This is a genomic window from Shewanella sp. 10N.286.52.B9 (genome assembly GCF_002873635.1).
GTDB lineage: Bacteria > Pseudomonadota > Gammaproteobacteria > Enterobacterales > Shewanellaceae > Shewanella.
On sequence record NZ_MCTY01000225.1, the window covers coordinates 1 to 23,672 of the forward strand.

At 43.4% G+C, this 23,672-nt stretch carries 22 protein-coding genes; 13 read left to right on the forward strand and 9 right to left on the reverse strand.

Annotated features, from left to right (window positions below):
• Window positions 1-265: 265 nt before the first annotated feature.
• The gene (locus tag BCU91_RS19075; RefSeq protein WP_102440189.1) at window positions 266-1,129 is read right to left on the reverse strand and encodes a YicC/YloC family endoribonuclease; all 864 of its coding nucleotides are present in this window, start codon (window positions 1,127-1,129) and stop codon (window positions 266-268) included.
• A gap of 304 nt (window positions 1,130-1,433) precedes the next feature.
• On the opposite strand from BCU91_RS19075, the gene lgt reads away from it, so the two are divergent.
• A complete protein-coding gene (gene lgt, locus BCU91_RS19080) occupies window positions 1,434-2,216 on the forward strand; it encodes a prolipoprotein diacylglyceryl transferase (RefSeq protein ID WP_102520343.1) in 783 nt (260 codons plus the stop codon).
• A 165-nt stretch (window positions 2,217-2,381) separates the two neighbouring features.
• Here lgt and BCU91_RS19085 read toward each other — a convergent pair whose 3' ends face one another.
• A complete protein-coding gene (locus BCU91_RS19085; protein WP_102532162.1) occupies window positions 2,382-3,470 on the reverse strand; it encodes a 2-dehydropantoate 2-reductase in 1,089 nt (362 codons plus the stop codon).
• 156 nt (window positions 3,471-3,626) lie between these two features.
• Here BCU91_RS19085 and rph point away from each other — a divergent pair, with 156 nt between their 5' ends.
• Complete coding sequence (gene rph, locus BCU91_RS19090) at window positions 3,627-4,340, forward strand: ribonuclease PH (RefSeq protein ID WP_102440192.1); 714 nt, start codon at window positions 3,627-3,629, stop codon at window positions 4,338-4,340.
• An 83-nt stretch (window positions 4,341-4,423) separates the two neighbouring features.
• Entirely contained in the window at window positions 4,424-5,065 is a 642-nt protein-coding gene (gene pyrE, locus BCU91_RS19095) for an orotate phosphoribosyltransferase (RefSeq protein ID WP_102440193.1), read from the forward strand.
• A 100-nt stretch (window positions 5,066-5,165) separates the two neighbouring features.
• Here pyrE and folE read toward each other — a convergent pair whose 3' ends face one another.
• The 5 genes from folE to coaBC form a co-directional block, all read right to left on the reverse strand.
• On the reverse strand, window positions 5,166-5,819 hold the full coding sequence (folE, locus tag BCU91_RS19100; RefSeq protein ID WP_102440194.1) for a GTP cyclohydrolase I FolE: 654 nt from the start codon (window positions 5,817-5,819) through the stop codon (window positions 5,166-5,168).
• A 189-nt stretch (window positions 5,820-6,008) separates the two neighbouring features.
• Window positions 6,009-7,979: a S9 family peptidase gene (locus BCU91_RS19105; RefSeq protein ID WP_102532163.1), complete on the reverse strand. Its 1,971-nt coding sequence runs from the start codon at window positions 7,977-7,979 to the stop codon at window positions 6,009-6,011.
• A gap of 182 nt (window positions 7,980-8,161) precedes the next feature.
• Window positions 8,162-8,755 (reverse strand): nucleoid occlusion factor SlmA, encoded by a 594-nt coding sequence (gene slmA / locus BCU91_RS19110; RefSeq protein WP_076538032.1) that lies wholly within the window; start codon window positions 8,753-8,755, stop codon window positions 8,162-8,164.
• A gap of 34 nt (window positions 8,756-8,789) precedes the next feature.
• Window positions 8,790-9,248, reverse strand: coding sequence for a dUTP diphosphatase (gene dut / locus BCU91_RS19115; protein ID WP_076538029.1), 459 nt, complete (start codon window positions 9,246-9,248; stop codon window positions 8,790-8,792).
• Complete coding sequence (gene coaBC / locus BCU91_RS19120) at window positions 9,245-10,444, reverse strand: bifunctional phosphopantothenoylcysteine decarboxylase/phosphopantothenate--cysteine ligase CoaBC (protein WP_102476564.1); 1,200 nt, start codon at window positions 10,442-10,444, stop codon at window positions 9,245-9,247. Before coaBC ends, dut begins: the two co-directional genes overlap by 4 nt.
• Before the next feature lie 226 nt (window positions 10,445-10,670).
• Here coaBC and radC point away from each other — a divergent pair, with 226 nt between their 5' ends.
• The 5 genes from radC (at window position 10,671) to BCU91_RS19145 (ending at window position 14,351) form a co-directional block, all read left to right on the forward strand.
• Window positions 10,671-11,348 carry a DNA repair protein RadC gene (radC, locus tag BCU91_RS19125; RefSeq protein ID WP_102440196.1) on the forward strand — a complete coding sequence of 226 codons (678 nt, stop codon included), beginning with the start codon at window positions 10,671-10,673 and terminating at the stop codon, window positions 11,346-11,348.
• A 122-nt stretch (window positions 11,349-11,470) separates the two neighbouring features.
• On the forward strand, window positions 11,471-11,707 hold the full coding sequence (rpmB, locus tag BCU91_RS19130; protein WP_055025225.1) for a 50S ribosomal protein L28: 237 nt from the start codon (window positions 11,471-11,473) through the stop codon (window positions 11,705-11,707).
• Window positions 11,708-11,713: 6 nt separating this feature from the next.
• Complete coding sequence (gene rpmG / locus BCU91_RS19135) at window positions 11,714-11,887, forward strand: 50S ribosomal protein L33 (RefSeq protein ID WP_011494790.1); 174 nt, start codon at window positions 11,714-11,716, stop codon at window positions 11,885-11,887.
• Between the two features lie 395 nt (window positions 11,888-12,282).
• Window positions 12,283-13,608, forward strand: a complete 1,326-nt coding sequence (gene argA, locus BCU91_RS19140; RefSeq protein WP_102532164.1) for an amino-acid N-acetyltransferase — start codon at window positions 12,283-12,285, stop codon at window positions 13,606-13,608.
• Window positions 13,609-13,826: 218 nt separating this feature from the next.
• Complete coding sequence (locus tag BCU91_RS19145) at window positions 13,827-14,351, forward strand: PH domain-containing protein (protein ID WP_102440198.1); 525 nt, start codon at window positions 13,827-13,829, stop codon at window positions 14,349-14,351.
• Between the two features lie 14 nt (window positions 14,352-14,365).
• Here the strand turns inward: BCU91_RS19145 and rarD are convergent, their stop codons facing one another.
• On the reverse strand, window positions 14,366-15,262 hold the full coding sequence (gene rarD, locus BCU91_RS19150; protein ID WP_102532166.1) for an EamA family transporter RarD: 897 nt from the start codon (window positions 15,260-15,262) through the stop codon (window positions 14,366-14,368).
• Between the two features lie 194 nt (window positions 15,263-15,456).
• Window positions 15,457-15,921, reverse strand: coding sequence for a thioesterase family protein (locus tag BCU91_RS19155; RefSeq protein ID WP_102476561.1), 465 nt, complete (start codon window positions 15,919-15,921; stop codon window positions 15,457-15,459).
• A 156-nt stretch (window positions 15,922-16,077) separates the two neighbouring features.
• Here BCU91_RS19155 and recQ point away from each other — a divergent pair, with 156 nt between their 5' ends.
• From recQ to leuD, 5 genes are all read left to right on the forward strand, one after another.
• On the forward strand, window positions 16,078-17,949 hold the full coding sequence (gene recQ, locus BCU91_RS19160; protein ID WP_102440201.1) for a DNA helicase RecQ: 1,872 nt from the start codon (window positions 16,078-16,080) through the stop codon (window positions 17,947-17,949).
• Between the two features lie 763 nt (window positions 17,950-18,712).
• Window positions 18,713-20,281 (forward strand): 2-isopropylmalate synthase, encoded by a 1,569-nt coding sequence (gene leuA, locus BCU91_RS19165; protein ID WP_102440202.1) that lies wholly within the window; start codon window positions 18,713-18,715, stop codon window positions 20,279-20,281.
• Window positions 20,278-21,372: a 3-isopropylmalate dehydrogenase gene (leuB, locus tag BCU91_RS19170; RefSeq protein WP_102440203.1), complete on the forward strand. Its 1,095-nt coding sequence runs from the start codon at window positions 20,278-20,280 to the stop codon at window positions 21,370-21,372. The genes leuA and leuB overlap by 4 nt, the downstream gene beginning before the upstream one ends.
• On the forward strand, window positions 21,372-22,775 hold the full coding sequence (leuC, locus tag BCU91_RS19175; protein ID WP_102532167.1) for a 3-isopropylmalate dehydratase large subunit: 1,404 nt from the start codon (window positions 21,372-21,374) through the stop codon (window positions 22,773-22,775). Before leuB ends, leuC begins: the two co-directional genes overlap by 1 nt.
• A 24-nt stretch (window positions 22,776-22,799) precedes the next feature.
• Window positions 22,800-23,405, forward strand: a complete 606-nt coding sequence (leuD, locus tag BCU91_RS19180) for a 3-isopropylmalate dehydratase small subunit (protein WP_102440205.1) — start codon at window positions 22,800-22,802, stop codon at window positions 23,403-23,405.
• The last annotated feature ends 267 nt before the right edge of the window (window positions 23,406-23,672 follow it).

A 23,672-nucleotide genomic window follows, 5' to 3' on the forward strand; every position in this document is an offset into this window, starting at 1 on the left:
TCAGCGAATCGGCCAGGTTCTCCTTTGGATTTTGCTGCAACTTCCTTTGCGGTTAACTTTCCCATAAGCCCCTTAGCCTCCAGTCAAATACAAGGGTGGGTGTTTTTACCCACCGCCATGCATTGACTATATACTAAGTTACTCACCATATCACCCACCATTTAGCGTTGGAAAGTGGTGGGTGCTAATGGACCTCTTTGGACTGAGGTTTAATTAAATCTTTTAAAATCAGTAGTAAAAGGTTTTGTTTGGACTCTATTGGATATCATTCAACGTTCTGGATCTGTTCTCTCATCTGCTCAATAAGCACTTTAAGTTCTACCGCTGCGGCGGTGACTTCTGCACTGATTGACTTAGACGCTAGGGTATTAGATTCGCGGTTAAACTCTTGCATCATGAAATCTAAGCGGCGGCCTTGTGCGCCACCTTTTTTGAGGATTAAGCGCGTTTCTGCAACGTGTGCATCAAGGCGATCCATTTCTTCTGCGACATCCATCTTTTGTGCAAGTAGCACCATTTCTTGCTCCATACGAGCAGGATCAAGTTCGCCAGTGATTTCTGCTAAACGGTTGGTTAGCTTGTCACGTTGCCATTGCATCACGGCTGGCATGTGCTCGCGCACGATGGCCACTTGTTCAACAATTTGGTCTAGGCGGGTTTGCAACATAGTATTGATTGCTTCACCTTCACGGCCGCGAGCTTCGATAAATTGCGCTACAGCGCCATCAAAAGCCACCAGTAAGTCTTTATTGATGTCGCCCATGTCTTGCTCTGCGCCAGACATCACACCAGGCCAGCGTAGAATGTCGGCTAAGTTCAGTTCGCCATGGCTAGATTCTTTCTTTAACCATTCAGCGGCATTAAGTAGCTGCTTGGCTAAGTCTTGGTTTAGGCGCATTTCGCTGCTGCCAGACTCTGAAAGTTCATAACGTAAGTTGACCTCAACCTTGCCGCGGTTTAATCGCTTACGTAGGCGATCACGCAATACTGGCTCAAGGCTTCGCATTTGTTCTGGTAACCGTAAGTAGGTTTCCAAGTAACGTTGATTGACTGAGCGGATTTCCCACGAGGCTGTGCCCCATTCGGCTTTGTGCTCAATGCGAGCGTAGGCGGTCATACTTTGGATCATTGTGAACCCTGATTAATTAGCAACGTAAATAGTGTGTCGATTATAGTCTGCTGATTGTGAAGGTCAAAGCTTAGCAAGTTTTATCAACTGGCTTTTGAGCTATTTATACTGGTTAGTGTGCAACTTAAGCGGCTTTTATCAGTCACAGCATTGCGATTAAGGTACGAGTGTCGTCTACCTATCATGGAAATAGTCTGCTGTGGTGACCATAGTCATCGAATTAAGCCGATGAATTGTTTATAGTAGCGGCAATTATTTGCTCACGCCTGCTGCGTGAGTGGTTGTTAATGTTTGGAGTAGTCAATTGGACCATTTTGTGTGGAATCTCGACCCAGTATTAATTTCATTTATGGGTTTACAAGTACATTGGTATGGGGCTTTGTTTGCGGTAGCCATTGCCAGTGGTTTTCAAGTTATGAAGCACATGTACAAAAAAGAAGGTTTAGATGTCGCATCGCTAGATAATTTACTGACTTATTGTGTGGTGGGGATTATTGTTGGCGCCCGTTTAGCGCACTGTTTCTTTTACGATCCAAGTTACTATTTTGCCAATCCAATGAAGATTTTGGCCATTTGGGAAGGCGGTTTAGCCAGCCATGGCGGCGGTTTAGGTGCCATTTTAGCGCTTTACTATTACAAGCGTAAAACCGATATGCCGTTTTTGTTTTTACTTGACCGCTTAGCCATTGCGACAGCGATATTTGGCTTTTTTGTACGGATGGCAAACTTTGCCAATTCAGAGATTTTAGGGCTACCGACCACTAAACCGTGGGGCATTATTTTCGAACGTATTGATATGCTGCCGCGCCATCCGGCGCAGTTATATGAGGCCATTAGCTATTTAGTTATCTTTATTGCTTTGTTTGCTGTGTATAAATTTACCAACTTAAAACAAAAGCACGGGGTTATTTTTGGACTGTTCTTGTGTAGCGTATTCAGCGCACGTTGGGCCATCGAAATGGTCAAGGTTAAGCAAGCCGCTTATGCCACAGATTGGACAATGAGTGCAGGGCAATTATTGAGTATTCCATTTTTAGTGGTAGGTGTGGCGCTGTTGGTGCTGCCTATGATTAAAAAGACTAAGTAGATTTAGCGAGACTATTTACGACTATTAATTGTTTTAAGGCGTTAAAAAGCCGAGTTGGTTGCTGCATGCAGTGATGAGCTCGGCTTTTTTGTATCTAGCTGAAAGCAATGCTAGCGGTATATCAGGGCTAACTTTCTGTAAGTGCTGGCGCTATATAGGTGCGAGTTAAGCTCGGATCATGAGGTAAATCTCATCGATACTGATTGTCTTGCCTTGCTCTAATTTTTTAATTCCTGCGACTATGGCGCTGTTTACTGGGGTTGCCACTTGGTGGTTGAGCCCAAGCTTTACGACTGCGCCATTTAGGTAATCAATTTCTGTGGGGCGCTGTGCGTGTATATCTTGCCACATCGATGAACGTGCGTGCGGGTCGATTGCCAACATGGGTTTTGCTATCAAGGTAAATAAGCTATCAGGTAGCGATAAAATCAGCGGTAGCAAGCGGGGTTTAACTTTGGTGAATTGGGCCAGTGGTAAGTGTGCTTGTTTGCAGACCTTAAGCCACTCTTGCATTGCCATGGCCAGCAGTTTTCGGGTTTTGCGCTGGCTTAATTGCTGCTTTATCGGTACATCACATATGGCGTTTAAGGCGTTATTGAGGTTGAGCAGTAATTTACCATTAATAATGGCCGTCATATCGGTTGCTAATGTGCAGCTGATATTTGCCTGTGCATTGTTCATCGCGGTGTCAATGGCGTGAGTTTGCGGGCATGTTTCGAAGGTAAATACCCCTTCAGTGCCTTTATGAAAGCTGGCGTTGTCTTGCTGCAATACATTAAACGGGGTGATGCCCTGAAAGATTTGCCTTACTTGATTGCGGTTTTTAAAGGCTTGCTGAAGGATTTCAAGGCTACCTAGGCCATTTTGCATTAATACGATGGCGCTTTGCTGGGTTGATATTGCTAATAAGTCATCGATGATGCTGGTGAGTTGGTGGCATTTTAGGGTGACAAAGATGACATCGAATTGCGTTATTTGCTCATTATCGCCGCTATTATTATCACTTTTAATATCACTTTTATAATCACTTTCATTACGGCTCTTATTAAGAGTCGGGTTGATACCCGTCATCAGAGCATCTGGCATGACGCGTTGATCTAAGCCTTGATAGTCGGTAAGCCGAATACCGTTATTTTCAATAATGCTGTGTTTAATCCGTGGCCGGCAAATAACACTGACATCAAGCTTAGCGAGCTTGAGTTCGCCTGCTAAAAAACAGCCTGTTGAGCCGGCACCAAAGATGGCAATTTTCATGTGTCTCACATCATTTAAACAATATTTAATCCCTCAGTGTGCCGTTTTGTTAATAAAAATCCAATAAGGGTTTTGTTAAGCGTGGCATCCACTGAAACAAGTCACTATAATATGCTGCGAAATTAAGTCATCAATTCCACACTATAGGAAATGCATATGCGTCCAAGCGACAGAACACCTGCACAATCTCGTCCAGTTACGATTACTCGTCAATTTACAGCTCATGCTGAAGGTTCGGTGTTGGTTGAATTTGGTGACACTAAAGTTTTATGTACTGCAAGCTTTGAAGAAGGCGTACCGCGTTTTCTTAAAGGCCAAGGCCAAGGCTGGGTAACTGCTGAATACGGTATGCTTCCTCGTTCGACTCATAGCCGTATGCAACGTGAAGCTGCACGTGGTAAGCAGTCTGGTCGTACTCAAGAAATCCAACGTTTAATCGGCCGTTCATTACGTGCTGCTGTAGACATGAAAGCCTTAGGTGAGAACACTATCGTTATCGATTGTGATGTGATTCAAGCTGATGGCGGTACTCGTACTGCTGCAATTACTGGTGCCTGTGTTGCATTAGTAGACGCATTAAACTGGGCTCGTGGTAAAGGTATTTTAAAAACTAACCCGCTTAAGTTCCTTATTGCTGCTGTTAGTGTTGGTATTTATAAAGGTGAGCCAATCTGCGATTTAGAATATATCGAAGATAGCGCTGCTGAAACTGACATGAACGTTGTTATGACAGAAACCGGTAAGATGATTGAGATCCAAGGTACTGCTGAAGGCGAGCCATTCAGTCATGAAGAGCTATTAAGCTTACTCGAGTTAGCCAAGCACGGCATCCGCGAAATCGTGGACATTCAGAAAGCGGCATTAAGCTAAAAATTGATTTGAATTAAGGGCCCATTAGGGCCCTTTTTTAAAATGTATTCTACAAAAAATGATAACAGTATAAAGGAGATAATGTGAAAGCATATCAACGTGAGTTTATTGAATTTGCGCTTGAGCGTCAGGTATTACGCTTTGGTGAGTTTACCCTGAAATCAGGCCGTACTAGCCCATACTTTTTTAATGCGGGTTTATTCAATACGGGTCGTGATTTAGCACGTCTTGGTCGCTTTTATGCTGCTGCATTAGTTGATTCTGGTATCGATTACGATTTAGTGTTTGGCCCTGCTTATAAGGGCATTCCAATTGCAACGACCACAGTGGTTGCCTTGTGCGATCATCATGATAAAGATGTGCCATATTGCTTTAACCGTAAAGAGGCGAAAACTCATGGTGAAGGCGGCTCATTAGTGGGTAGTGAACTTGCTGGCAAAGTGATGTTAGTGGATGATGTGATCACCGCGGGCACCGCAATTCGTGAATCGATGGAAATCATTGAAGCCCATGATGCAAGCCTTGCAGGCGTATTGATTGCCCTAGACAGACAAGAAAAAGGCAAAGGCGAGTTATCAGCTATTCAAGAAGTTGAGCGTGACTTTGGCTGTGACATCGTTTCTATCGTTAAGCTGTCTGACTTGATTAGCTATTTATCTGAAAAACCTGGCATGGAAAAAGAGCTAGCGTCAGTGAGTGCTTATCGAGCGCAATACGGTATTTAATCTGTTTTGTATTAATAGCGAGAAAGCAAAAGCCAGACATGATGTCTGGCTTTTTTGTGTTTGGTTGTGCAATTACCATCTTCTAATCAATAGTATTTAATTAGCACTTAGACTGATGTAAAAACTCAGCGCGGGTAGCAGGATTTGATTTAAACACCCCACCTAACGCTGTGGTGGTGGTTGAACTGGTTGAGTCCATAACGCCACGGGATTTAACGCAGTAATGCACCGCATCCATTTTTACCGCCACATCTTTGGTTTCAAGCAAGGTTTGTAATGCCACTAACACTTGCTGGGTCAGTCTTTCTTGCACTTGTGGACGCTGGGCAAAAAAGCGCACAATGCGGTTGATTTTCGATAAACCAATAATCTTAGTGCGCGGTAAATAGGCCACGGTGGCATAGCCATCAATAGTCACTAAATGGTGCTCACAGGTACTGGTGAGGCTGATATCTTGCACTCGCACCATTTCATCAACGCCCATCTTATTATCGATGACGGTGATTTTAGGGAAGTTCTGGTAATCAAGCCCAGAGAAAATCTCATCAACATACATTTTGGCAATGCGGCGTGGGGTGTCCATCAAGCTATCATCCGATAAATCCAGCGACATTAATGTCAGGATTTCTTTCATATGATGCTCAATTTTCTGCTTACGCTCTTCTGCTGTGTAAGTTTGAGGCAGCATTGGGGTTTCAAGCCCTTGTTCAGTTAGTGCTGCTTTAACTTTCAACGCGGCTTCACTTAGTGCCATCTTATCCTCCAACCACAGGGGTAATACTTAATGAGTGTATGCTAAAAATGACGTTAACGCTTTATGGGCAAGCGCTGCATCAAAGATCAGGGACGGGATAATAACGTGATTTAGGTCAAATTAATATTATTGAAATAAAAAAAGCCGACCTTTTTAGTCAAGTATCGGCTTTGGTGTGAGGCGACAAAATTACAACTTGAGATTATCTTTCAAAAAACTCAACATCTTATTGTAGTATTTGGCTCTATGTTCATCATTATAAAAGCCATGACCCTCATCATCCATGACTAGTTTTTGATAAGGGTATTTGTGCTGCTTTAAGCCTTTTTCTAATGACTCTAACTGCTCAATGGGTGCTCTCTCATCATTGCCGCCATGAACGAGTAATAAGCTGGCTTTAAGCTTATCGGTATTAAAGGCGGGTGACATGGCTTTAAGTTGTTGAGGGTTTTCCCCAAGCACATCTTTTAAATAGCTAGTGCCACTTCGAGATTCTTGTACATCACCTTCTTCAAACATCATTTCTAAATCGTAAACACCGGCAAAGCCAATGGCGCACTTGAATAAATCAGGCTCAATAATGGCACTTTGTAGGGCGCTGTAGCCGCCAAAACTGCCGCCCACAATACAAATGCGATCTTTATCTGCAAAACCTTGGTCAACTACATATTTGGTGCCATCAATGATGTCGTATTGAATCTCAGAGCCCCACTTTTGATAACCATCTTGTTGAAATTGTCCACCAAAACCACCTGAACCTCGAAAGTTAACCTGTAATACCGCCATGCCTTGATTCGCCAGTAACTGATTTTGTGGGTCAAAACCCCAATTGTCGCGGATATAATGTGGGCCGCCATGGGGGTTAACAATCAGTGGTAGGTTTTTGGCTTCTTTACCTGCGGGCAAGGTGAGGTAACCAGAAATCGTTTTGCCATCACGACTGGTGAAGCTGATAGGTTTCACTTCAGCCATGTCATCAGGGTCTAGCCAGCTTTTTTCAGACAAAAGATATTCAAGTTTGGTGTTTTCGGTATCAAATAAGTAGTAATCACCAGGGTTGCGATCGTTGAAGGCTTTAATGATAGCGAGTTTAGCGTCGTTAGTTTCACTGACTATTTGGATTTGATGTCCAGGTAGTGATGCCAGCAATTGTTTAACTAGTTTGGAGTGGGGATCTTGTTTATCTACAAAGGCATAAGTTGGATATCCGCTATCGAATTCGACGGCATAAAGCTGTTTGGTTTTTTTATTAATCCAATAGTTGCTTGGGTCAACATCTTCATCTTGAACAACCAGTTGCTTTTCGCCGCTAGTTAAATCAATTTTATACACCCCCAAGGTGTGATTGTCTTCTCTGCCTGCGGCAAAAATGGTGTCAGGGTTATTGGCGAATGAAATGGGATAAAAATCAGTCAAACCAAGATTAAGCTTGCTACTGTTCAGCCAATCGCCTTCATGGCGATAAAATATTTGGGTTTTATTTTGACTATCGATACCAGCTACAAATTTTACTTCGCCTGTATGATTGGTTAAAAAGCTAGCTTTACCTATGGGAGAGGTAACGATTTTGCGTCTTTTACCAGTATAGAGATCGACACGATATACATCTTGAAGGCTATCATAACCTCTCGAAAGCGCACTGCTCCATGGTATCGCATTGACCAGCATGTGTTTATTGTTTTCTGGCATTGGATCAAGTATGAATGCAGTGGCATTAATAGCGGTGTTTTTCTTTATATGGGAACCGGTTTGTTGCTCGCCACTGTTATAGCCAAATAAGTATTTTTTGCGTGAGCCATCAGCGTTAATAGCAAATAATTCGCCATAATATTGTGGAATGTCGGACCAACCTTTTAAATAGACTTTTTGTAGCACAATACGTTCATGGTTTGCCCATACATAATTGCCGACTTCGGCATTACCTGGAAAGTTGAGCGCATTGAGCAGCTTTTTGGTTTTTGTTTCTAAAATAACTAAGGTTTTTTTGCCATTGTGGCTAGTTAATGCACTGAGGTAATCACCTTCTGGAGAAATTTTGACATCGCTAAACTTTGCCCCTTTACTGAAAAGGCTCGCATCAGATAATGATGCCGCATGAGATATTGAGGGAATAAAGGCCAGCAGACAGGCTGCAATAACAGCAGTGTGTTTCATAAACATCCTTGTTAATTTTTGTAGTGGTAATATTTATCGATAGCTATCGATAAACTAAAGCCAAAGTACGACATTTAATTAACAAATACAATTTATCGGCAATAAAAAACGCACCGAAGTGCGTTTTAGATATGTTGTTTTGTGTTAATTCAACGACCATAATAAGCGATATTAGCAATGCTAATAGGTTAGCTTCTCAACAGTTGCTGCTGAATAAACTGCCACTGTTCATCGAAGTGCTTAGTGGGCTTTTGTTTGAACTCACTACGCACAAACTGAGCGATTCTCCCTTCTGCTACTGCAAGCAGTAGGTTGGCAAGTATGGCTTCGTCGATATTAAAACCTTTGCCTTCACGGAGGGTTTTTTCACGCAGTATTTGTTTGATTTGGGTTTCAATTTTGGCAAACAGTGCGCTAATGCGGCTGCGTAAACGTTCATTTTCACCTAAAAGTGCATCACCATTGAGCACCCGTGAGATCCCCGGGTTACGCTCTGAAAACACCAGTAAGAGTTGCAGTACCAGCTCACAACGTTTCATGGTGTCTTTTTCTTCATCCATGATGATATTCAAGCGCGATAAAATCGCATCTTCAATAAACTCGATCAAGCCTTCAAACATTCTCGCTTTACTTGGGAAGTGGCGATATAACGCCGCTTCTGAAACACCAACTTCAGCTGCCAACTTAGCAGTGGTAATACGTTGACCAGGGCTGGTTTCCAGCATATGCGCAAGGCACTGTAAAATGTGCTCACGACGATTTATTTTTGGGCTAGCCGCCATTATTTATTCCTAGGATTGTGACTACTTGTAAAGGTTATTTGGTGCCAGAATGACCAAATCCACCTTCACCACGTTCTGAGGTATCAAACTCATCGACTAAGGTAAACTGCGCCTGTACTACAGGCACAAAAACTAACTGCGCTAAACGATCGCCTATTTCGATGCTGTAGGCTTTATCGCTGCGGTTCCAGCAAGACACCATTAAGGGGCCTTGGTAGTCTGAATCAATTAAGCCGACTAAATTGCCTAATACGATGCCATGTTTATGACCTAAGCCTGAGCGAGGCAAGATCACGGCAGCTAAGCTTGGATCGGCAACATGTACAGCTATGCCAGTTGGGATTAATACGGTTTCACCTGGCTCGATAACCATAGTGGTATCAATCATGGCACGTAAGTCCATACCTGCACTGCCTGGGGTGGCATAAGCAGGTAAAGGAAACTCGCTGCCAATACGCGAGTCGAGAAGTTTAAGTTCTACAGGTGTTTTCATGATGTTTTAATCTTTGCTGCTATCAAAGTAAGTAATTGCGTTGCCAGTGTCAGTTTGTCTGTTGCGGGTAGTTTTTCACTACCGTCTTTCCAGAACACCTGCAGCGCATTGTTATCGGCGTTAAACCCTAGACCTGCAATTGATACGTCATTGGCAGCAATAAGATCTAATTTTTTGCGTTCAAGCTTGCCACGGGCATATTCTTCTACGTTATCGGTCTCTGCAGCAAAACCTACAGTGAAAGGTCGATTTTTTAGCGCTGAAACGCTGGCTAAGATATCAGGATTGCGAACGAGCGCAAGTTGCATATGCTCAGCCGACTTTTTGATTTTAGATTCAGCGACGGTGGCGATGCGGTAATCGGCCACTGCAGCGCAGCCGATAAAAATTGCTTGGTCTTCAATGTTTTCCATGACGGCATCTAACATCTGTTGTGCTGATTCGACATTGATGCGCTTAACGCCTGAAGGTGTGGCCAGATTAACAGGGCCGCTAATGAGGGTGACTTCAGCGCCCATTTGGGTTGCGGCTGCGGCTAATGAAAAGCCCATTTTACCTGAGCTATGGTTAGAGATGTATCGAACCGGATCGATTGCTTCACGGGTTGGGCCCGCAGTCAGGATCAATTTGTAACCGTTTAATGGTTTTTCAGCTGGGGCGAAATACTGCACCAGTTGCTCAGCAATGGCCAAGGGCTCTTGCATTCGACCTGGGCCGACTTCGCCACAAGCTTGATCGCCACTGGCAGGCCCCCAAACGGTGATGCCTTTACGTTTAATGTTGGCAAGGTTCTCTTGGGTTGCAAGGTTGCGATACATTTGCTGGTTCATGGCTGGGCAAACGATAATTGGCGCTTCAGTAGCAAGGCAGGTGGTGGTTAACAGTTCATCTGCCATACCTGCATTAATACGCGCAATGAGGTTAGCGGTCGCTGGTGCGACGATAACCACATCTGCCCATCTTGCTAGCTCAATATGACCCATTGCGGCTTCCGCTGCAGGGTCGAGTAAATCTGAGGCCACAGGATGACCTGATAGCGCTTGAATTGTCAGTGGGGTAATAAACTCCATGGCGCTTTGGCTCATGACCACACGAACATCAGCACCGCGCTCTTTAAGGCGGCGTATTAAGTCGGCACTTTTATAGGCAGCAATACCACCACCTATGCCTAGAAGGACTTTTTTATTTGTCAGCATGTTTTGCTCAATCCTGCTCATCGCGATATTGCGGCTAAGATATCACAATCTAAATAAGGATGATGATCCGAAATTAAAAATATAGACCATAATGATGTGCTAAGGGTCACAACAACTAAGGGTCACAACTCGCTATTTACAAAAAGTTATTGCTACCCACTATCTATAACTTACTCATACAAGTATGAGTGCCCCCATCACGGATGACATTAAACAAGGAGTGTTTATGGCGATTAAAGACTGGCCTGAAGGAGAAGGGCCAAGAGACAAATTATTACATTTAGGTGCAGGGCATTTATCGGATGCCGAGTTACTGGCGGTTTTACTGCGAAATGGCATAGCAGGTCAAAATGCGGTCGATCTTGCCCGAGATATGATTGGTCAGTTTGGCGGATTAAGGGCTTTATTTTGTGCACCGCGTAGTCAAGTTTGCCAATTGTCGGGTGTTGGGCCGGTAAAATATGCCCAATTACAGGCGGCATCGGAGATTTCTAAGCGAATTTCGCAAGAAAATCTGCGTAGAGGGCAAATTTTGGTAAATCCTGATTTAACTCGGGACTATTTAATGAGACAATTAGCAGACCGATCCTATGAAGTGTTTGCATTACTATTGTTGGATAGCCAACATAGAGTGATTCAATTTGTAGAATTATTCCGCGGAACGATTAATTCTGCATCAGTCTACCCACGTGAAGTGGTGAGCTTGGTGTTGGAAAAAAAAGCTGCGGCAGTCATAGTGTGTCATAATCACCCGTCTGGCATTGCAGAGCCAAGTCAGGCAGATCGGCAAATTACTGACAGATTAAAAAAAGCCTTATCTACTATCGATGTTTCTCTTTTAGATCATATGGTTGTAGGCGATCAGGAGATAGTTTCTTTTGCTGAACGCGGGTGGATAAATTAAACAACGCTTGACCTTATTTTTGTTATCGTGTATAAAATGCGCCCTCTTTGTGCCTCGGGCGACGGCCACACGAGGCACATAAATGCTCGAGCGTTTTAAAATTGTTTTTGGAGAAGATTGACATGTCAAGAGTATGCCAAGTTACTGGCAAGAAGCCTATGGTTGGTAACAACCGTTCGCACGCTAAAAATTCGACTCGTCGTCGTTTTTTACCTAACCTACAAAACCACCGTTTTTGGTTAGAAGAAGAAAAACGCTTCGTGCAACTACGTGTATCTACCAAAGGTATCCGTATCATCGACAAAAAAGGTATTGAAGTTGTTGTTAAAGAACTTCGTGCCCGCGGCGAGAAGGTATAATAGAAAATGGCTAAATCTAAAGGTAATCGTGAGAAGATCAAATTAGTATCTAGTGCTAAAACTGGTCACTTCTACACTACTGAAAAAAATAAGCGTAACATGCCTGAAAAAATGGAAATCAAGAAATTTGATCCAGTTATTCGCCAGCACGTTATGTACAAAGAAGCTAAAATCAAGTAATTGATTTTGTTCTTTTAAAAAAGTCCCTTTATGGGGCTTTTTTTTTGCCTGTCAAAAATGTAATCCAGATCTCCGCGTTATCAATTTCAATCAGTTATGCTTTTCTCTTGCTTTATAAACAACGCCTTACAGTGATAGAGGTCGTTACGCTTATTTTGTCTTCATTATTCACTTATTGACGCTATATTGCCGCCTTATGCATAAACGCCATTTGAACTATTTGGCGGTTATGTGAGCTTATTTACTGCTTTATAGGCACTATTTATGGTCTAAAACTATTACTAATGCGATAAAATGCTTTTAAAGTGAATTTAAATGCAATATTATTGCGTAATTATATTTGTTGGTGGTTTTGTCACTGACTGTTCTGATTGATTATTTGTTTAGGGGTTAATGTGCCTTTAAGAACCACAGAGCTGGTTGATGGTTTCCGCCATTCAGCGCCATACGTTAATGTTCATCGCGGAAAAACCTTTGTTGTCATGCTTGGCGGCGAAGCCCTGCTGCATAATCAATTTAGAGGCATCTTAAACGATGTCGCCTTGTTGCACTCCTTAGGGATTAAAGTGGTGTTGGTCTACGGCGCAAGGCCGCAAATTGATAGCGCCATGCACAGTGCGGGTATTGAACCGAGTTATCACAACGGCGTGCGCATTACTGATGAAGACTCATTAAAAGTGATTAAACAAGTTGCAGGCTCAGTGCAATTTGATATTACAGCAAGGCTGTCAATGAGCCTTGGCAACACCCCAATGCAAAATGCACAAATCAACCTTGTCAGTGGCAACTTTGTTATTGCTCAGCCTTTGGGAGTCGATGACGGGGTGGATTTTTGCCTAACGGGCAAAGTGCGCCGTATTGATACTCAAGGTATTGAATGCCAGCTGGAAAAAAATTGTATTGTATTGATGGGGCCTATTGCGGTTTCTGTCACTGGCGAATGTTTTAACTTAACCGCCGAAGAAGTGGCCACCAAAGTGGCTATAAAGCTTAAAGCCGACAAAATTATTGGTTTTAGTAATACCCACGGCATTTTGGGCAAAGACGGCGAGGTGATTGCTGAGCTGATGCCAAATGGCGCGCAGTCCATCTTGGATGAAATGCAAACGGCGGGTAAATCCTGTGTGGGCACCATGGCATTTTTAAAGGCCAGTATTGATGCTTGTCGTAATGGCATTCCACGTTGTCACTTGGTGAGCTACCTTGAAGATGGCACTTTGCTACAAGAGTTGTTCTCCCGTGAAGGTATTGGTACCCAAATTGTTACTGAAAGCGCTGAGCGCTTAAGACGCGCCACCATTGGCGATATCGGTGGAGTATTAGACCTTATTCGCCCATTAGAGGAGCAAGGGGTGCTAGTGCGCCGCTCCCGTGAGCAGCTGGAAATGGAAATTGAGCAGTTTATGTTGATTGAGCGCGATAGCTTAGTCATTGGCTGCGCGGCGTTATATCCCTTTGAAGAAGACAATGCCGGTGAGTTTGCCTGTTTAGTGGTGCATCAAGACTATCGTGATGCTGACAGAGGCAGTGTGTTGCTGAACAATATTATTGGCCAAGCACGGGTTCGAGGTTATTCGAAACTGTTTGCCTTAACCACCCGCAGTATTCATTGGTTCTTGGAGTTCGGCTTTAATATTGTTGATGTTGAACAGCTGCCTAACGCAAAAAAGAAGCTGTATAACTTCCAACGCAATTCAAAAGTTCTGGCGTTGGACTTGTAAGCTGTATTGCGATTGTGCCGTTATAGCAATGCCACCGTGGAGGTTACTTTACGGTGGCATTTTTGTGTATTTCAGATGTTAACTCATCATGGTTACTGATTTTTAGGCAAGATTTGGGGTGATAAAACTATGCCGGTCAGCATGTTATGAAGATTATGATAATATTGAAAAATGAATAAAGATGTATCCTTATAAAAACACATCACTAAGTAGGAAAAATGACTGAAATAGCATTAGCAGGATTAAGCAGTCACGGCATGTTCAATTTTGTCGGGGTGCTGGTTGGGTTAGTAGGGCTAACGGCGCTGATTTGGGTAAAGAAATTACCGAGCACTGCGTTGTATGTTAGCTACGGGATTATTTTATTCCTGTTTATGCTGTTCTCATGGACCCTGTATCAAACCAATAATAGCCAGTTGACGCTAAAGCCTGACAATAAGCCTTTGACGTTATCGATCCCCCTTTACAGTCAGGATTTCAACACGGATGAATTACTTTGGCAGCAAGTGAGAGTAGTGGACTTAACAACTGAATTAGAATTAACTCCACAGTGGCGTACAAACGGCATAGGCATTGCCGGATACTCACTAGGATGGTTTACCCTTAAAAACGGCGATAAGGCGCTGGTGTCACTCACAAGGGACGATGCCTTGCTACTGCCAACCACTAGAGGCTATGTAATGCTAGTAACCCTAGAGGATAACGAGGCCGCAATGAAAGCCATTGCGGCAATGAAGCATTGAAAAGGCGATAGCTATTAGCTTTGCTTTAAGCGGCGACGGCGCTGCAGCGCCATATCAGCGGTAAACAACACTAATGCACTCCAAATAAAGCCAAATGTGACCCCTTTTTCAATATCAAAAGGCTCTTTGAATAAAAATATTGCCAACATGAACATGATACTTGGGCCAATATACTGGAAAAAACCCAGCATGGATAATGGGATACGAATGGCTGCCCCTGCAAAGCACAATAGTGGAATGGTGGTAACAATACCTGCGGCCACTAAGGTTAAGTTCATTCCAATATCGTTAGTGAGCATATTTGCCGATGCGGTATCAAGCGTTAGGGCTAAATAAGCTAATGCCACAGGCAGTAAAATAGCGGTTTCAACCAATAAACCCGCTTTAGCATCAATGTTGACTTTTTTACGTAATAAACCATAAAAACCAAATGATGCTGCCAGCGCTAAAGACACCAATGGGATAGAGCCAAAGGAGATGAGCTGGATGAGCACCCCGATACAGGCAAGCGCCACCGCAAACCACTGTAATTTTCGTAACCGCTCAGATAAAAATACCATTCCAAGCAATACGTTAAATAGTGGATTAATGAAATAACCTAAACTGGCATCGAGCATGTGGCCGTTGTTAATCGCCCAAATGAAAATCAGCCAATTAAGTGCAATCAGTACCGAGGTCAGCGCCAACACCAGTAATTGTTTTGGCTTTTTCAATAACAGTGTTAGGCGTGAAAATCCGCCAATAAACTGCATTAAAATGATGATAAAGATAAAGGACCACACCACGCGGTGAGCCAAGGTTTCGAAGGCTGACACATCAGCCAGTAATTTAAAATACAGTGGTGCTATGCCCCATAAGCAATAAGCACAAATGGCGAGGATAATGCCTTTACGTGTTTCAATATCTTGCATGAATTTCCACAAACAACTGACAAAGAGAGGGCGATTGTAGGTTGCCTTTGCCGATCTCTCAAGCTAATCGCTGGATCATTTTTCAATAAGATCCACTAATTAGCCTCAGCATTATCGCAGTTGGTATAAATCGGCAAGCTAAGATGTTTTAAGTTTATGTTTATGTTGGTTTTTATGGATTTAGTCCTAATAAGTTAACCTACCATATAGGTCCCAGTACCGAAGGCGATATGGGTACCTTGTTCGTTATGTAATTCCATGCGACAGACTGACACCCGATTGCCTGAACGAATGACGCAACCAGTGCCAGTAAATATTTCTCCACGTCCAGGGCGCAAAAAATCAACCCGCATATCAATAGTGCCTAAGGTGGTTAGACGTTGTTGTAATTGCTCCAAGGTCCAGTCGTCTCTGCTTGATACTAAGCCGGCAAAACAGGTCAGTCCGCCAACCACATCGAGCAAGGTTGCAGTAACCCCGCCGTGTAAAATATTTTGATGAATATTGCCGATGAGCTCAGGCTTCATTTTAATCATCACTTCAACACCACTCTCATCATAGCGCTTAATCTCTAAGCCTAATAAATTATGAAATGGCACATGTTGGTCAAATATTTCAGCGACTTGCTTTAATGCTTGTAGTTGGACATCCGTAGTCATATGCAGCCTAATTTCTATCGTTATTATTGTAGAGCATTTAATCTAGCCTAATCCCTTTGGTAAAATCAATGCTGCATATTTGAGCTGTTGCGGTTTGTGTGCAGACATCTTCGCCTCAGTGCTTTAAAATGCTGCATCTGATCTCAAGCCCTATTAATGGATAATCTTATTTCTAGCCCAGTCGAGTCTCAAGTTCCAGCGCAAGCGATTGTCTCAGCAACCCCAGTTGTGGAAGATGTGCTTGGACAGCAATTACAGCAAATCTTTGGTTATCGTGACTTTCGCGAAGGTCAGCGTGAGATCATTGAGCAGACCTTAAGTGGCCAAGATACCCTAGTGATTATGCCAACCGGTGGCGGTAAGAGTATGTGTTATCAGTTGCCAGCATTGATCCTCCCGGGATTAACCATTGTGGTCTCGCCGCTGATTTCGTTAATGAAAGATCAAGTTGATAGCTTGACTCAGTCAGGTGTTGCCGCCGCATATTTGAATTCTTCTTTACCCCGCGATGAAACCGTTGAGATTTTAAAACGCTTACACAAAGGCGAAATTAAACTGCTTTATGTATCACCAGAGCGCTTGCTGCGGCCTGACTTTATCGAGCGGATGCATGAGTTACAAATCTCACTGTTTGCCATTGATGAGGCTCACTGTATTAGTCAATGGGGTCATGATTTTAGACCTGAATATGCCGCCCTTGGCCAACTGAAACAGTTGTTCCCGTATGTGCCACTGATGGCGTTAACCGCGACGGCCGATCAGGCCACCCGTGAAAGTATTTGTCAGCGCCTTCAAATCAGTCCTTTTTGTTTACTCTCCAGTTTTGACCGTCCCAATATTCGCTATACCGTGGTTGAAAAACTTAATGCCGCTAACCAGCTCAAACAGTTTTTACAATTGCAAAAGGGCAGTAATGGCATCATTTATTGTAGTAGCCGTAGGCGAGTCGATGAAGTTGCCGATCGCTTAAAACTGCAAGGCTTTAGTGCAGCGGCGTATCATGCGGGGATGACCCAAGAAGAGCGCGGCGCGATTCAAGATAAGTTTTTAAAAGACAAAATCGATATTGTGGTCGCCACTGTGGCATTTGGTATGGGGATTAACAAATCCAACGTCCGCTTTGTGGTGCATTACGATATCCCCAAAAGTGTAGAGTCTTATTATCAAGAAACAGGCCGTGCCGGCCGTGATGGTTTAGATGCCGAAGCTTATATGTTGTTTGATCCTGCCGATATAGGCCGCGTTAAGCACTTGATTGAGCAATCAGAACCTGGCCCACAGCAAGACGTTGAATTACATAAAATGAATACCATGGCAGCCTTTGCTGAAGCGCAAACCTGCCGTCGACAAGTATTACTGCATTACTTTGATGAAAGTGGCTCAAAACCTTGTGGTAACTGTGATATTTGTCTCGACCCTCCTAAGCGTTATGATGGCAGCGAAGATGCCAAAAAAGTGCTGTCGTGCATTTTTAGACTCAATCAATATTTCGGTGTTAACCAAGTCATTGATGTATTGCGGGGCTCAAAAGCTGCCAACGTGATGGATCGCGGCCATAACAAGCTGTCCACTTGGGGCATTGGTAAAGATCACAGTCATGAATATTGGCTCAGTGTGATTAGGCAACTTATTCATTTAGGTTTAGCTAGCCAAGATATTACTCGCGGCTCTTCAGTAAAGCTAAATGAATCAGCACGACCAATATTACGCGGGGAAGCCAGCTTACAGCTAGCTGAACCTCGCATTCAATTAGTGACTACTAAGCGCCGCACCAGTTCATCACGTGCACCGCAGCAATATGATCGTAAATTGTTTGCCAGGCTCAAGCTACTGCGCCGTGAACTGGCTGAAAAACATGATGTGCCACCATACTTGGTGTTCAATGATGCCACCTTAGCGGAAATGGCGGCGATGGTGCCCACCAGTGCCGGTGAAATGCTGGCAGTAAATGGTGTCGGTGAGCGAAAGCTAAGTCGCTTCGGCGGTGATTTTCTTGATGAAATTAGTCAGTATTTGATTGAGAATTAACTCACTCGCCTTCAAGGCTATGTTAATTGCTTTAGCTTAACCTGCTTATCTGCAGCATTGGCGGTGACTACTTAGCCGCTAATGCTGGTTCTAGTTCCTTATAAACACTCCTACCTAATCATTTGATGGCTTTGATTGCCCTAGTCTGTTTGCATTTTAAAACAAGCATGTCATGGTTTATCTTCCTCGCTTAGCCTCGTAAAGAGCTAAGCTTCTTTGTGCTTAGATATAACTAAAGCCTTCCTTTAAACAGATTAATATTAGAAATTTTAAATCCATTTTTTTGCATATTAATAAAGTCAAAAATAAACGATAAATTACGTGTAAACAGCAGTGTACGGGCATGTGGGGATTTATTTGTGCTTAAAAGCGATGAGTAAATCAGGCTTTTAAGCTGCAGTGTTGCACAAAAGATGAATAAATTGGGGTTGACACAGCCAGCTGGTCAGGATAAAAAGTGGGTATAGATAAATTAATCGCAGAATAATTAGTTAAATAAAATGAATATTTATAGTGGTAACATTTTACTGGGTCTCCTTCTTCTCTTACGCAATATTTGCGCGGAGTCCTTTGTGTTACAAGCTAAATAAGTTTACTAGTATTCACAAACCCCGCGCTAATAGCCGCGGGGTTTTTTGTTTCTGCCTCTGATTGATTTATATAACAAACAAAAAGTCTAATGAACTAAATGAGCAAAGCACTCAAATCCATTAGCAAAGCGAACAAACTTTAACGTGAATAACCAGGTTCGATGGAGAAAAAGATGTCCGATAGAGTCATAATATTTGATACCACATTAAGAGACGGCGAGCAGGCGTTAGCAGCCAGTTTAACGGTTAAAGAAAAGCTGCAAATTGCATTGGCTCTTGAGCGTTTAGGTGTTGATGTTATGGAAGTGGGCTTTCCTGTGTCATCGCCTGGTGATTTTCAGTCAGTGCAAACCATTGCAAAAACCATTAAAAATAGCCGAGTGTGTGCCTTATCTCGTGCATTAGAAAAAGATATCGATGCCGCAGCGCAAGCATTATCTGTTGCTGATCAGTTTCGAATTCATACCTTTATTTCAACCTCAACCATTCACGTTGAAAGCAAATTAAAGCGTTCATTTGATGACGTATTAGAAATGGCAGTGAGTGCGGTTAAATATGCCCGCCGCTTTACTGACGATGTTGAGTTCTCTTGTGAAGATGCTGGGCGTACCCCCATTGATAACCTTTGCCGTATGGTAGAAGAAGCTATTAAAGCGGGTGCTAGAACCATTAATATCCCAGATACAGTGGGTTACACCGTCCCAAGTGAGTTTGGCGGCATTATTCAAACCTTATTTAACCGAGTGCCGAATATCGATCAAGCGGTGATTTCGGTGCATTGTCATGATGATTTAGGTTTATCGGTAGCGAACTCAATTACTGCTGTTGAGCATGGTGCTCGCCAGATTGAATGTACGGTTAATGGTATTGGTGAGCGCGCTGGTAATTGTTCATTAGAAGAAATAGCGATGATTTTGGCAACCCGCAAGAATTTACTCGGGCTTGAAAACAACATTAATGCCAAAGAAATTCACCGCACTTCATCCCTTGTAAGCCAGCTATGTAATATGCCGATTCAGGCTAATAAAGCGGTAGTGGGGACTAATGCATTTTCGCATTCATCAGGTATTCACCAAGATGGCATGCTAAAAGCTAAAAATACCTATGAGATCATGACGCCTGAAAGCATTGGCCTTAATCGTAATAACTTGAATATGACTTCGCGCTCAGGTCGCCACGTGATTAAGCACCGCATGGAAGAAATGGGCTATAAAGAAACCGATTATGATATGGACAGTCTTTACGATCAGTTTTTGAAATTGGCAGATAAAAAAGGCCAGGTATTTGATTATGATCTTGAAGCCTTAGTGTTTATCGAAGCGCAATCTCAAGATGATGATAAGTACTCACTGCAACATTTAATGGTGCACTCAGATTCAACTGAAGGTGTAGCCACTGCCACGGTGCGTATAGTGGTTGATGACAAAGAAATAACCGAAGCGGCAACCGGTAATGGCCCAGTCGATGCAGCATACAATGCTATTGCCCGTGCAACTGGTCGCAGCATCAATATTACTAATTACAAATTAAGCGCTAAAGGCGAAGGGCAAAACGCCTTAGGCCAAGTGGATATTACAGCTGAATACAATCAGCAAACATTCCATGGTGTCGGCTTGGCAACAGATGTTGTCGAGTCATCGGCTCAAGCGTTAGTTCATGTAATGAACTTAACCTATCGCGCCGATAAAGTGGCTGATTTTAAACAACAGATTCATAAAGAAAGGGAGTTAGGTGGAGTATGAGTTATCAAATAGCTGTATTGGCCGGAGATGGTATTGGGCCAGAAGTCATGGCTGAGGCACGTAAAGTGCTTAATGAAGTTGAAGCCCGATTTGCGCTGGACATTGAATATGCTGAGTACGATGTGGGTGGTATTGCCATTGATAACCATGGTTGCCCGCTGCCTGATGCAACCTTAAAAGGCTGTGAAGCCTCAGATGCCATTTTATTCGGCAGTGTTGGCGGGCCTAAGTGGGAAAACTTAGCCCCCAATGATCAGCCAGAGCGTGGCGCATTATTACCGCTACGTGGTCACTTTGAACTGTTTTGTAATTTACGTCCGGCAAAATTACACGCAGGGCTTGAACATATGTCACCATTGCGAAGTGATATCTCTTCACGTGGCTTTGATGTGTTATGTGTGCGTGAATTAACGGGTGGCATTTACTTTGGTAAGCCAAAAGGTCGTCAAGGCGAAGGCCTGGATGAAGAAGCCTTCGATACCATGCGCTATAGCCGTCGTGAAATAGAGCGTATTGCCCGAATTGCGTTTCAGTCTGCTCAAGGTCGCCGCAAAAAAGTCACCTCAGTAGATAAAGCTAACGTATTAGCCTGTTCAGTGTTATGGCGTGAAGTGGTTGAAGAAGTGGCTAAAGACTACCCTGATGTGGAGCTTGAACATATCTACATCGACAATGCCACCATGCAATTATTACGTCGCCCAAATGAATTTGATGTGATGCTGTGTTCGAACCTATTTGGTGACATAGTGTCAGACGAAATTGCCATGTTAACCGGCTCAATGGGGCTATTATCTTCAGCAAGCCTTAACAGCAGCGGTTTTGGTATGTATGAACCTGCTGGTGGTAGTGCACCTGATATCGCAGGTCAAGGCATTGCTAACCCTGTGGCGCAAATTCTATCTGCAGCCTTATTACTACGCCATAGCTTAAAACTTGAAGATGCCGCGAGTGCGATAGAACGCGCAGTAGGTAAAGCCTTATCAGCTGGCTATTTAACTGGTGAGCTATTAAGTAGCGATGAGCGTCATAATGCAAAATCAACCAGTGAAATGGGTGACTATATCGCTAATGCTATTAAGGAAGGTGTCTAATGGCAGCAAAAACCTTATATGAGAAAGTATGGGATGCCCATATTGTCGCATCACCTGACTCAGAAGCGCCGATTGTTTATGTTGACCGTCACTTGGTTCATGAAGTGACATCACCACAGGCTTTTAGTGGTTTAAAAACAGCGGGTCGTAAATTACGCGCCCCTGAAAAAACCTTTGCCACTATGGATCATAATATTTCGACCTTAAGTGCTAGCCTTGATGCCATGAGCCCAATGGCGCGTATTCAGGTGGAAACCCTAGCGCAAAATTGTAAAGAATTTGGCGTGAAGCTATATGACATCCATCATCCAAATCAAGGCATAGTCCATGTCATGGGGCCAGAGCTTGGTATTACCTTGCCCGGTACTGTGATTGTTTGTGGTGATTCACATACAGCAACCCACGGCGCTTTTGGCGCATTAGCATTTGGTATTGGCACCTCTGAAGTTGAGCATGTGTTAGCCACCCAGACGTTACGTCAGTTAAAAGCTAAAACCATGAAAATTGAAGTCCGTGGTCATGTGGCTGAGGGCATTACGGCTAAAGATATTGTATTGGCTATCATTGGCCGTTTGGGTATGGATGGCGGTACCGGTTACGTGGTTGAGTTTTGCGGCGAAGCCATTGCAGCTTTATCAATGGAAGGGCGCATGACCTTATGTAATATGGCCATTGAAATGGGCGCCAAAGCTGGCATGGTCGCACCTGATCAAACTACTTTTGATTATCTTGAAGGTCGTGAATTTGCCCCTAAAGCTGATGCTTGGACGCAAGCAGTTGCAGATTGGACCGCACTTAAAACGGATGCTGATGCAGTATTTGATGCCGAAGTGGTACTTGAAGCTGCAGAAATCGCGCCGCAGTTAACTTGGGGCACTAATCCAGGCCAAGTGGTATCTATTGATGCACAAGTGCCTAACCCTGAGTCTGAGCCCAATGCCACTGTGCGTGACAGCATGGAAAAAGCGCTTGAGTATATCGGCCTGACTTCTGGCACCAATATGGTGGATATTGCGGTTAATAAAGTCTTTATTGGCTCATGTACTAACTCCCGTATTGAGGATTTACGTGCCGCAGCCCATCATGCTAAAAACCGTAAAGTGGCCGAAGGCGTCACCGCTATTGTGGTACCGGGTTCTGGACAGGTGAAACTGCAAGCAGAAGCGGAAGGTTTAGATAAAATATTCCTAGAGGCAGGGTTTGAATGGCGCTTGCCTGGTTGCTCAATGTGCCTGGCAATGAACGATGACCGTTTAGAGGCTGGCGATCGCTGTGCATCTACTAGTAATCGTAACTTTGAAGGTCGCCAAGGGCGTGGCAGTCGAACTCACTTAGTGAGCCCAGCTATGGCTGCAGCTGCAGCGATTGCCGGTCACTTTGTTGATATTCGTAAGCCTTATTAATTGGCAACCCACTAGGAGAAACAGATGCAAGCTTTTACAGCACATACGGGTTTAGCGGTTGCAATAGATAGCGCAAATATTGATACCGACCAAATTATCCCGAAGCAATTTTTATCAAAAGTCACTCGTGATGGTTTTGGGGTGCACTTATTTCATGATTGGCGTTATTTAGATGACGCGGGCGAGCAGCCTAACCCGACTTTTTCACTTAACTTACCGCGCTATAAAGGCGCGTCTATATTGCTAGCACAAGAAAACTTTGGCTGTGGATCAAGTCGAGAACATGCACCGTGGGCATTAGCTGACTTTGGGCTACGGGTGATTATCGCGCCAAGTTTTGCAGATATTTTTTACGGTAACTCCATTAACAATGGCTTATTACCTGTGAAGTTAACCGCAGCGGAAGTGAGCCAATTAATGGCTGAAGTTGATGCTCAAGAAGGAGCTGAAATCAGTGTTGATTTGCAAGCTCTTACTGTAACGTCACCACAAGGCAGTACTTTTAGCTTTTCATTGGCAGAGTCAGCAAGGCACAAGCTGCTTAATGGTTTAGATGCCATCGGCTTAACGCTGGAATTTGCTGCGGCAATTAGCGACTATGAAGCCAATATTCCTGCTTGGCGTGGCTGATGTAAGAGTGACGAGTCAATTGTAAGTTCAACATTGGTGATTAACATTTAAGCTTACACTTGTACCAACGTGGTATTAAATAAAGCCTTCTAGCTAACCCTAGAAGGCTTTTTTATGTGTCTCAACAATAATTTACTATATATCACATTGTATTTATTGGTTTATTTATTCATAAGATTTGGCGGTTTATATCGGTAGTTAAAAAAACTATAAAATTCAGCGCAGGTTTGTGAGTTGTATATTCTTTAGTAAGTTATTGAATATCAA

Excerpts from the sequence above, each read along its gene's own strand:
- leuD (WP_102440205.1), top strand. The coding sequence starts at position 22,800 with ATGCAAGCTTTTACAGCACATACGGGTTTAGCGGTTGCAATAGATAGC.
- rph (WP_102440192.1), top strand. The coding sequence starts at position 3,627 with ATGCGTCCAAGCGACAGAACACCTGCACAATCTCGTCCAGTTACGATT.
- dut (WP_076538029.1), bottom strand. The coding sequence starts at position 9,248 with ATGAAAACACCTGTAGAACTTAAACTTCTCGACTCGCGTATTGGCAGC.
- rarD (WP_102532166.1), bottom strand. The coding sequence starts at position 15,262 with ATGCAAGATATTGAAACACGTAAAGGCATTATCCTCGCCATTTGTGCT.
- slmA (WP_076538032.1), bottom strand. The coding sequence starts at position 8,755 with ATGGCGGCTAGCCCAAAAATAAATCGTCGTGAGCACATTTTACAGTGC.
- recQ (WP_102440201.1), top strand. The coding sequence starts at position 16,078 with ATGGATAATCTTATTTCTAGCCCAGTCGAGTCTCAAGTTCCAGCGCAA.
- leuC (WP_102532167.1), top strand. The coding sequence starts at position 21,372 with ATGGCAGCAAAAACCTTATATGAGAAAGTATGGGATGCCCATATTGTC.
- leuB (WP_102440203.1), top strand. The coding sequence starts at position 20,278 with ATGAGTTATCAAATAGCTGTATTGGCCGGAGATGGTATTGGGCCAGAA.
- BCU91_RS19105 (WP_102532163.1), bottom strand. The coding sequence starts at position 7,979 with ATGTTTATGAAACACACTGCTGTTATTGCAGCCTGTCTGCTGGCCTTT.
- folE (WP_102440194.1), bottom strand. The coding sequence starts at position 5,819 with ATGGCACTAAGTGAAGCCGCGTTGAAAGTTAAAGCAGCACTAACTGAA.
- rpmG (WP_011494790.1), top strand. The coding sequence starts at position 11,714 with ATGGCTAAATCTAAAGGTAATCGTGAGAAGATCAAATTAGTATCTAGT.
- radC (WP_102440196.1), top strand. The coding sequence starts at position 10,671 with ATGGCGATTAAAGACTGGCCTGAAGGAGAAGGGCCAAGAGACAAATTA.
- BCU91_RS19085 (WP_102532162.1), bottom strand. The coding sequence starts at position 3,470 with ATGAAAATTGCCATCTTTGGTGCCGGCTCAACAGGCTGTTTTTTAGCA.
- leuA (WP_102440202.1), top strand. The coding sequence starts at position 18,713 with ATGTCCGATAGAGTCATAATATTTGATACCACATTAAGAGACGGCGAG.
- BCU91_RS19155 (WP_102476561.1), bottom strand. The coding sequence starts at position 15,921 with ATGACTACGGATGTCCAACTACAAGCATTAAAGCAAGTCGCTGAAATA.
- BCU91_RS19075 (WP_102440189.1), bottom strand. The coding sequence starts at position 1,129 with ATGATCCAAAGTATGACCGCCTACGCTCGCATTGAGCACAAAGCCGAA.
- rpmB (WP_055025225.1), top strand. The coding sequence starts at position 11,471 with ATGTCAAGAGTATGCCAAGTTACTGGCAAGAAGCCTATGGTTGGTAAC.
- coaBC (WP_102476564.1), bottom strand. The coding sequence starts at position 10,444 with ATGCTGACAAATAAAAAAGTCCTTCTAGGCATAGGTGGTGGTATTGCT.
- BCU91_RS19145 (WP_102440198.1), top strand. The coding sequence starts at position 13,827 with ATGACTGAAATAGCATTAGCAGGATTAAGCAGTCACGGCATGTTCAAT.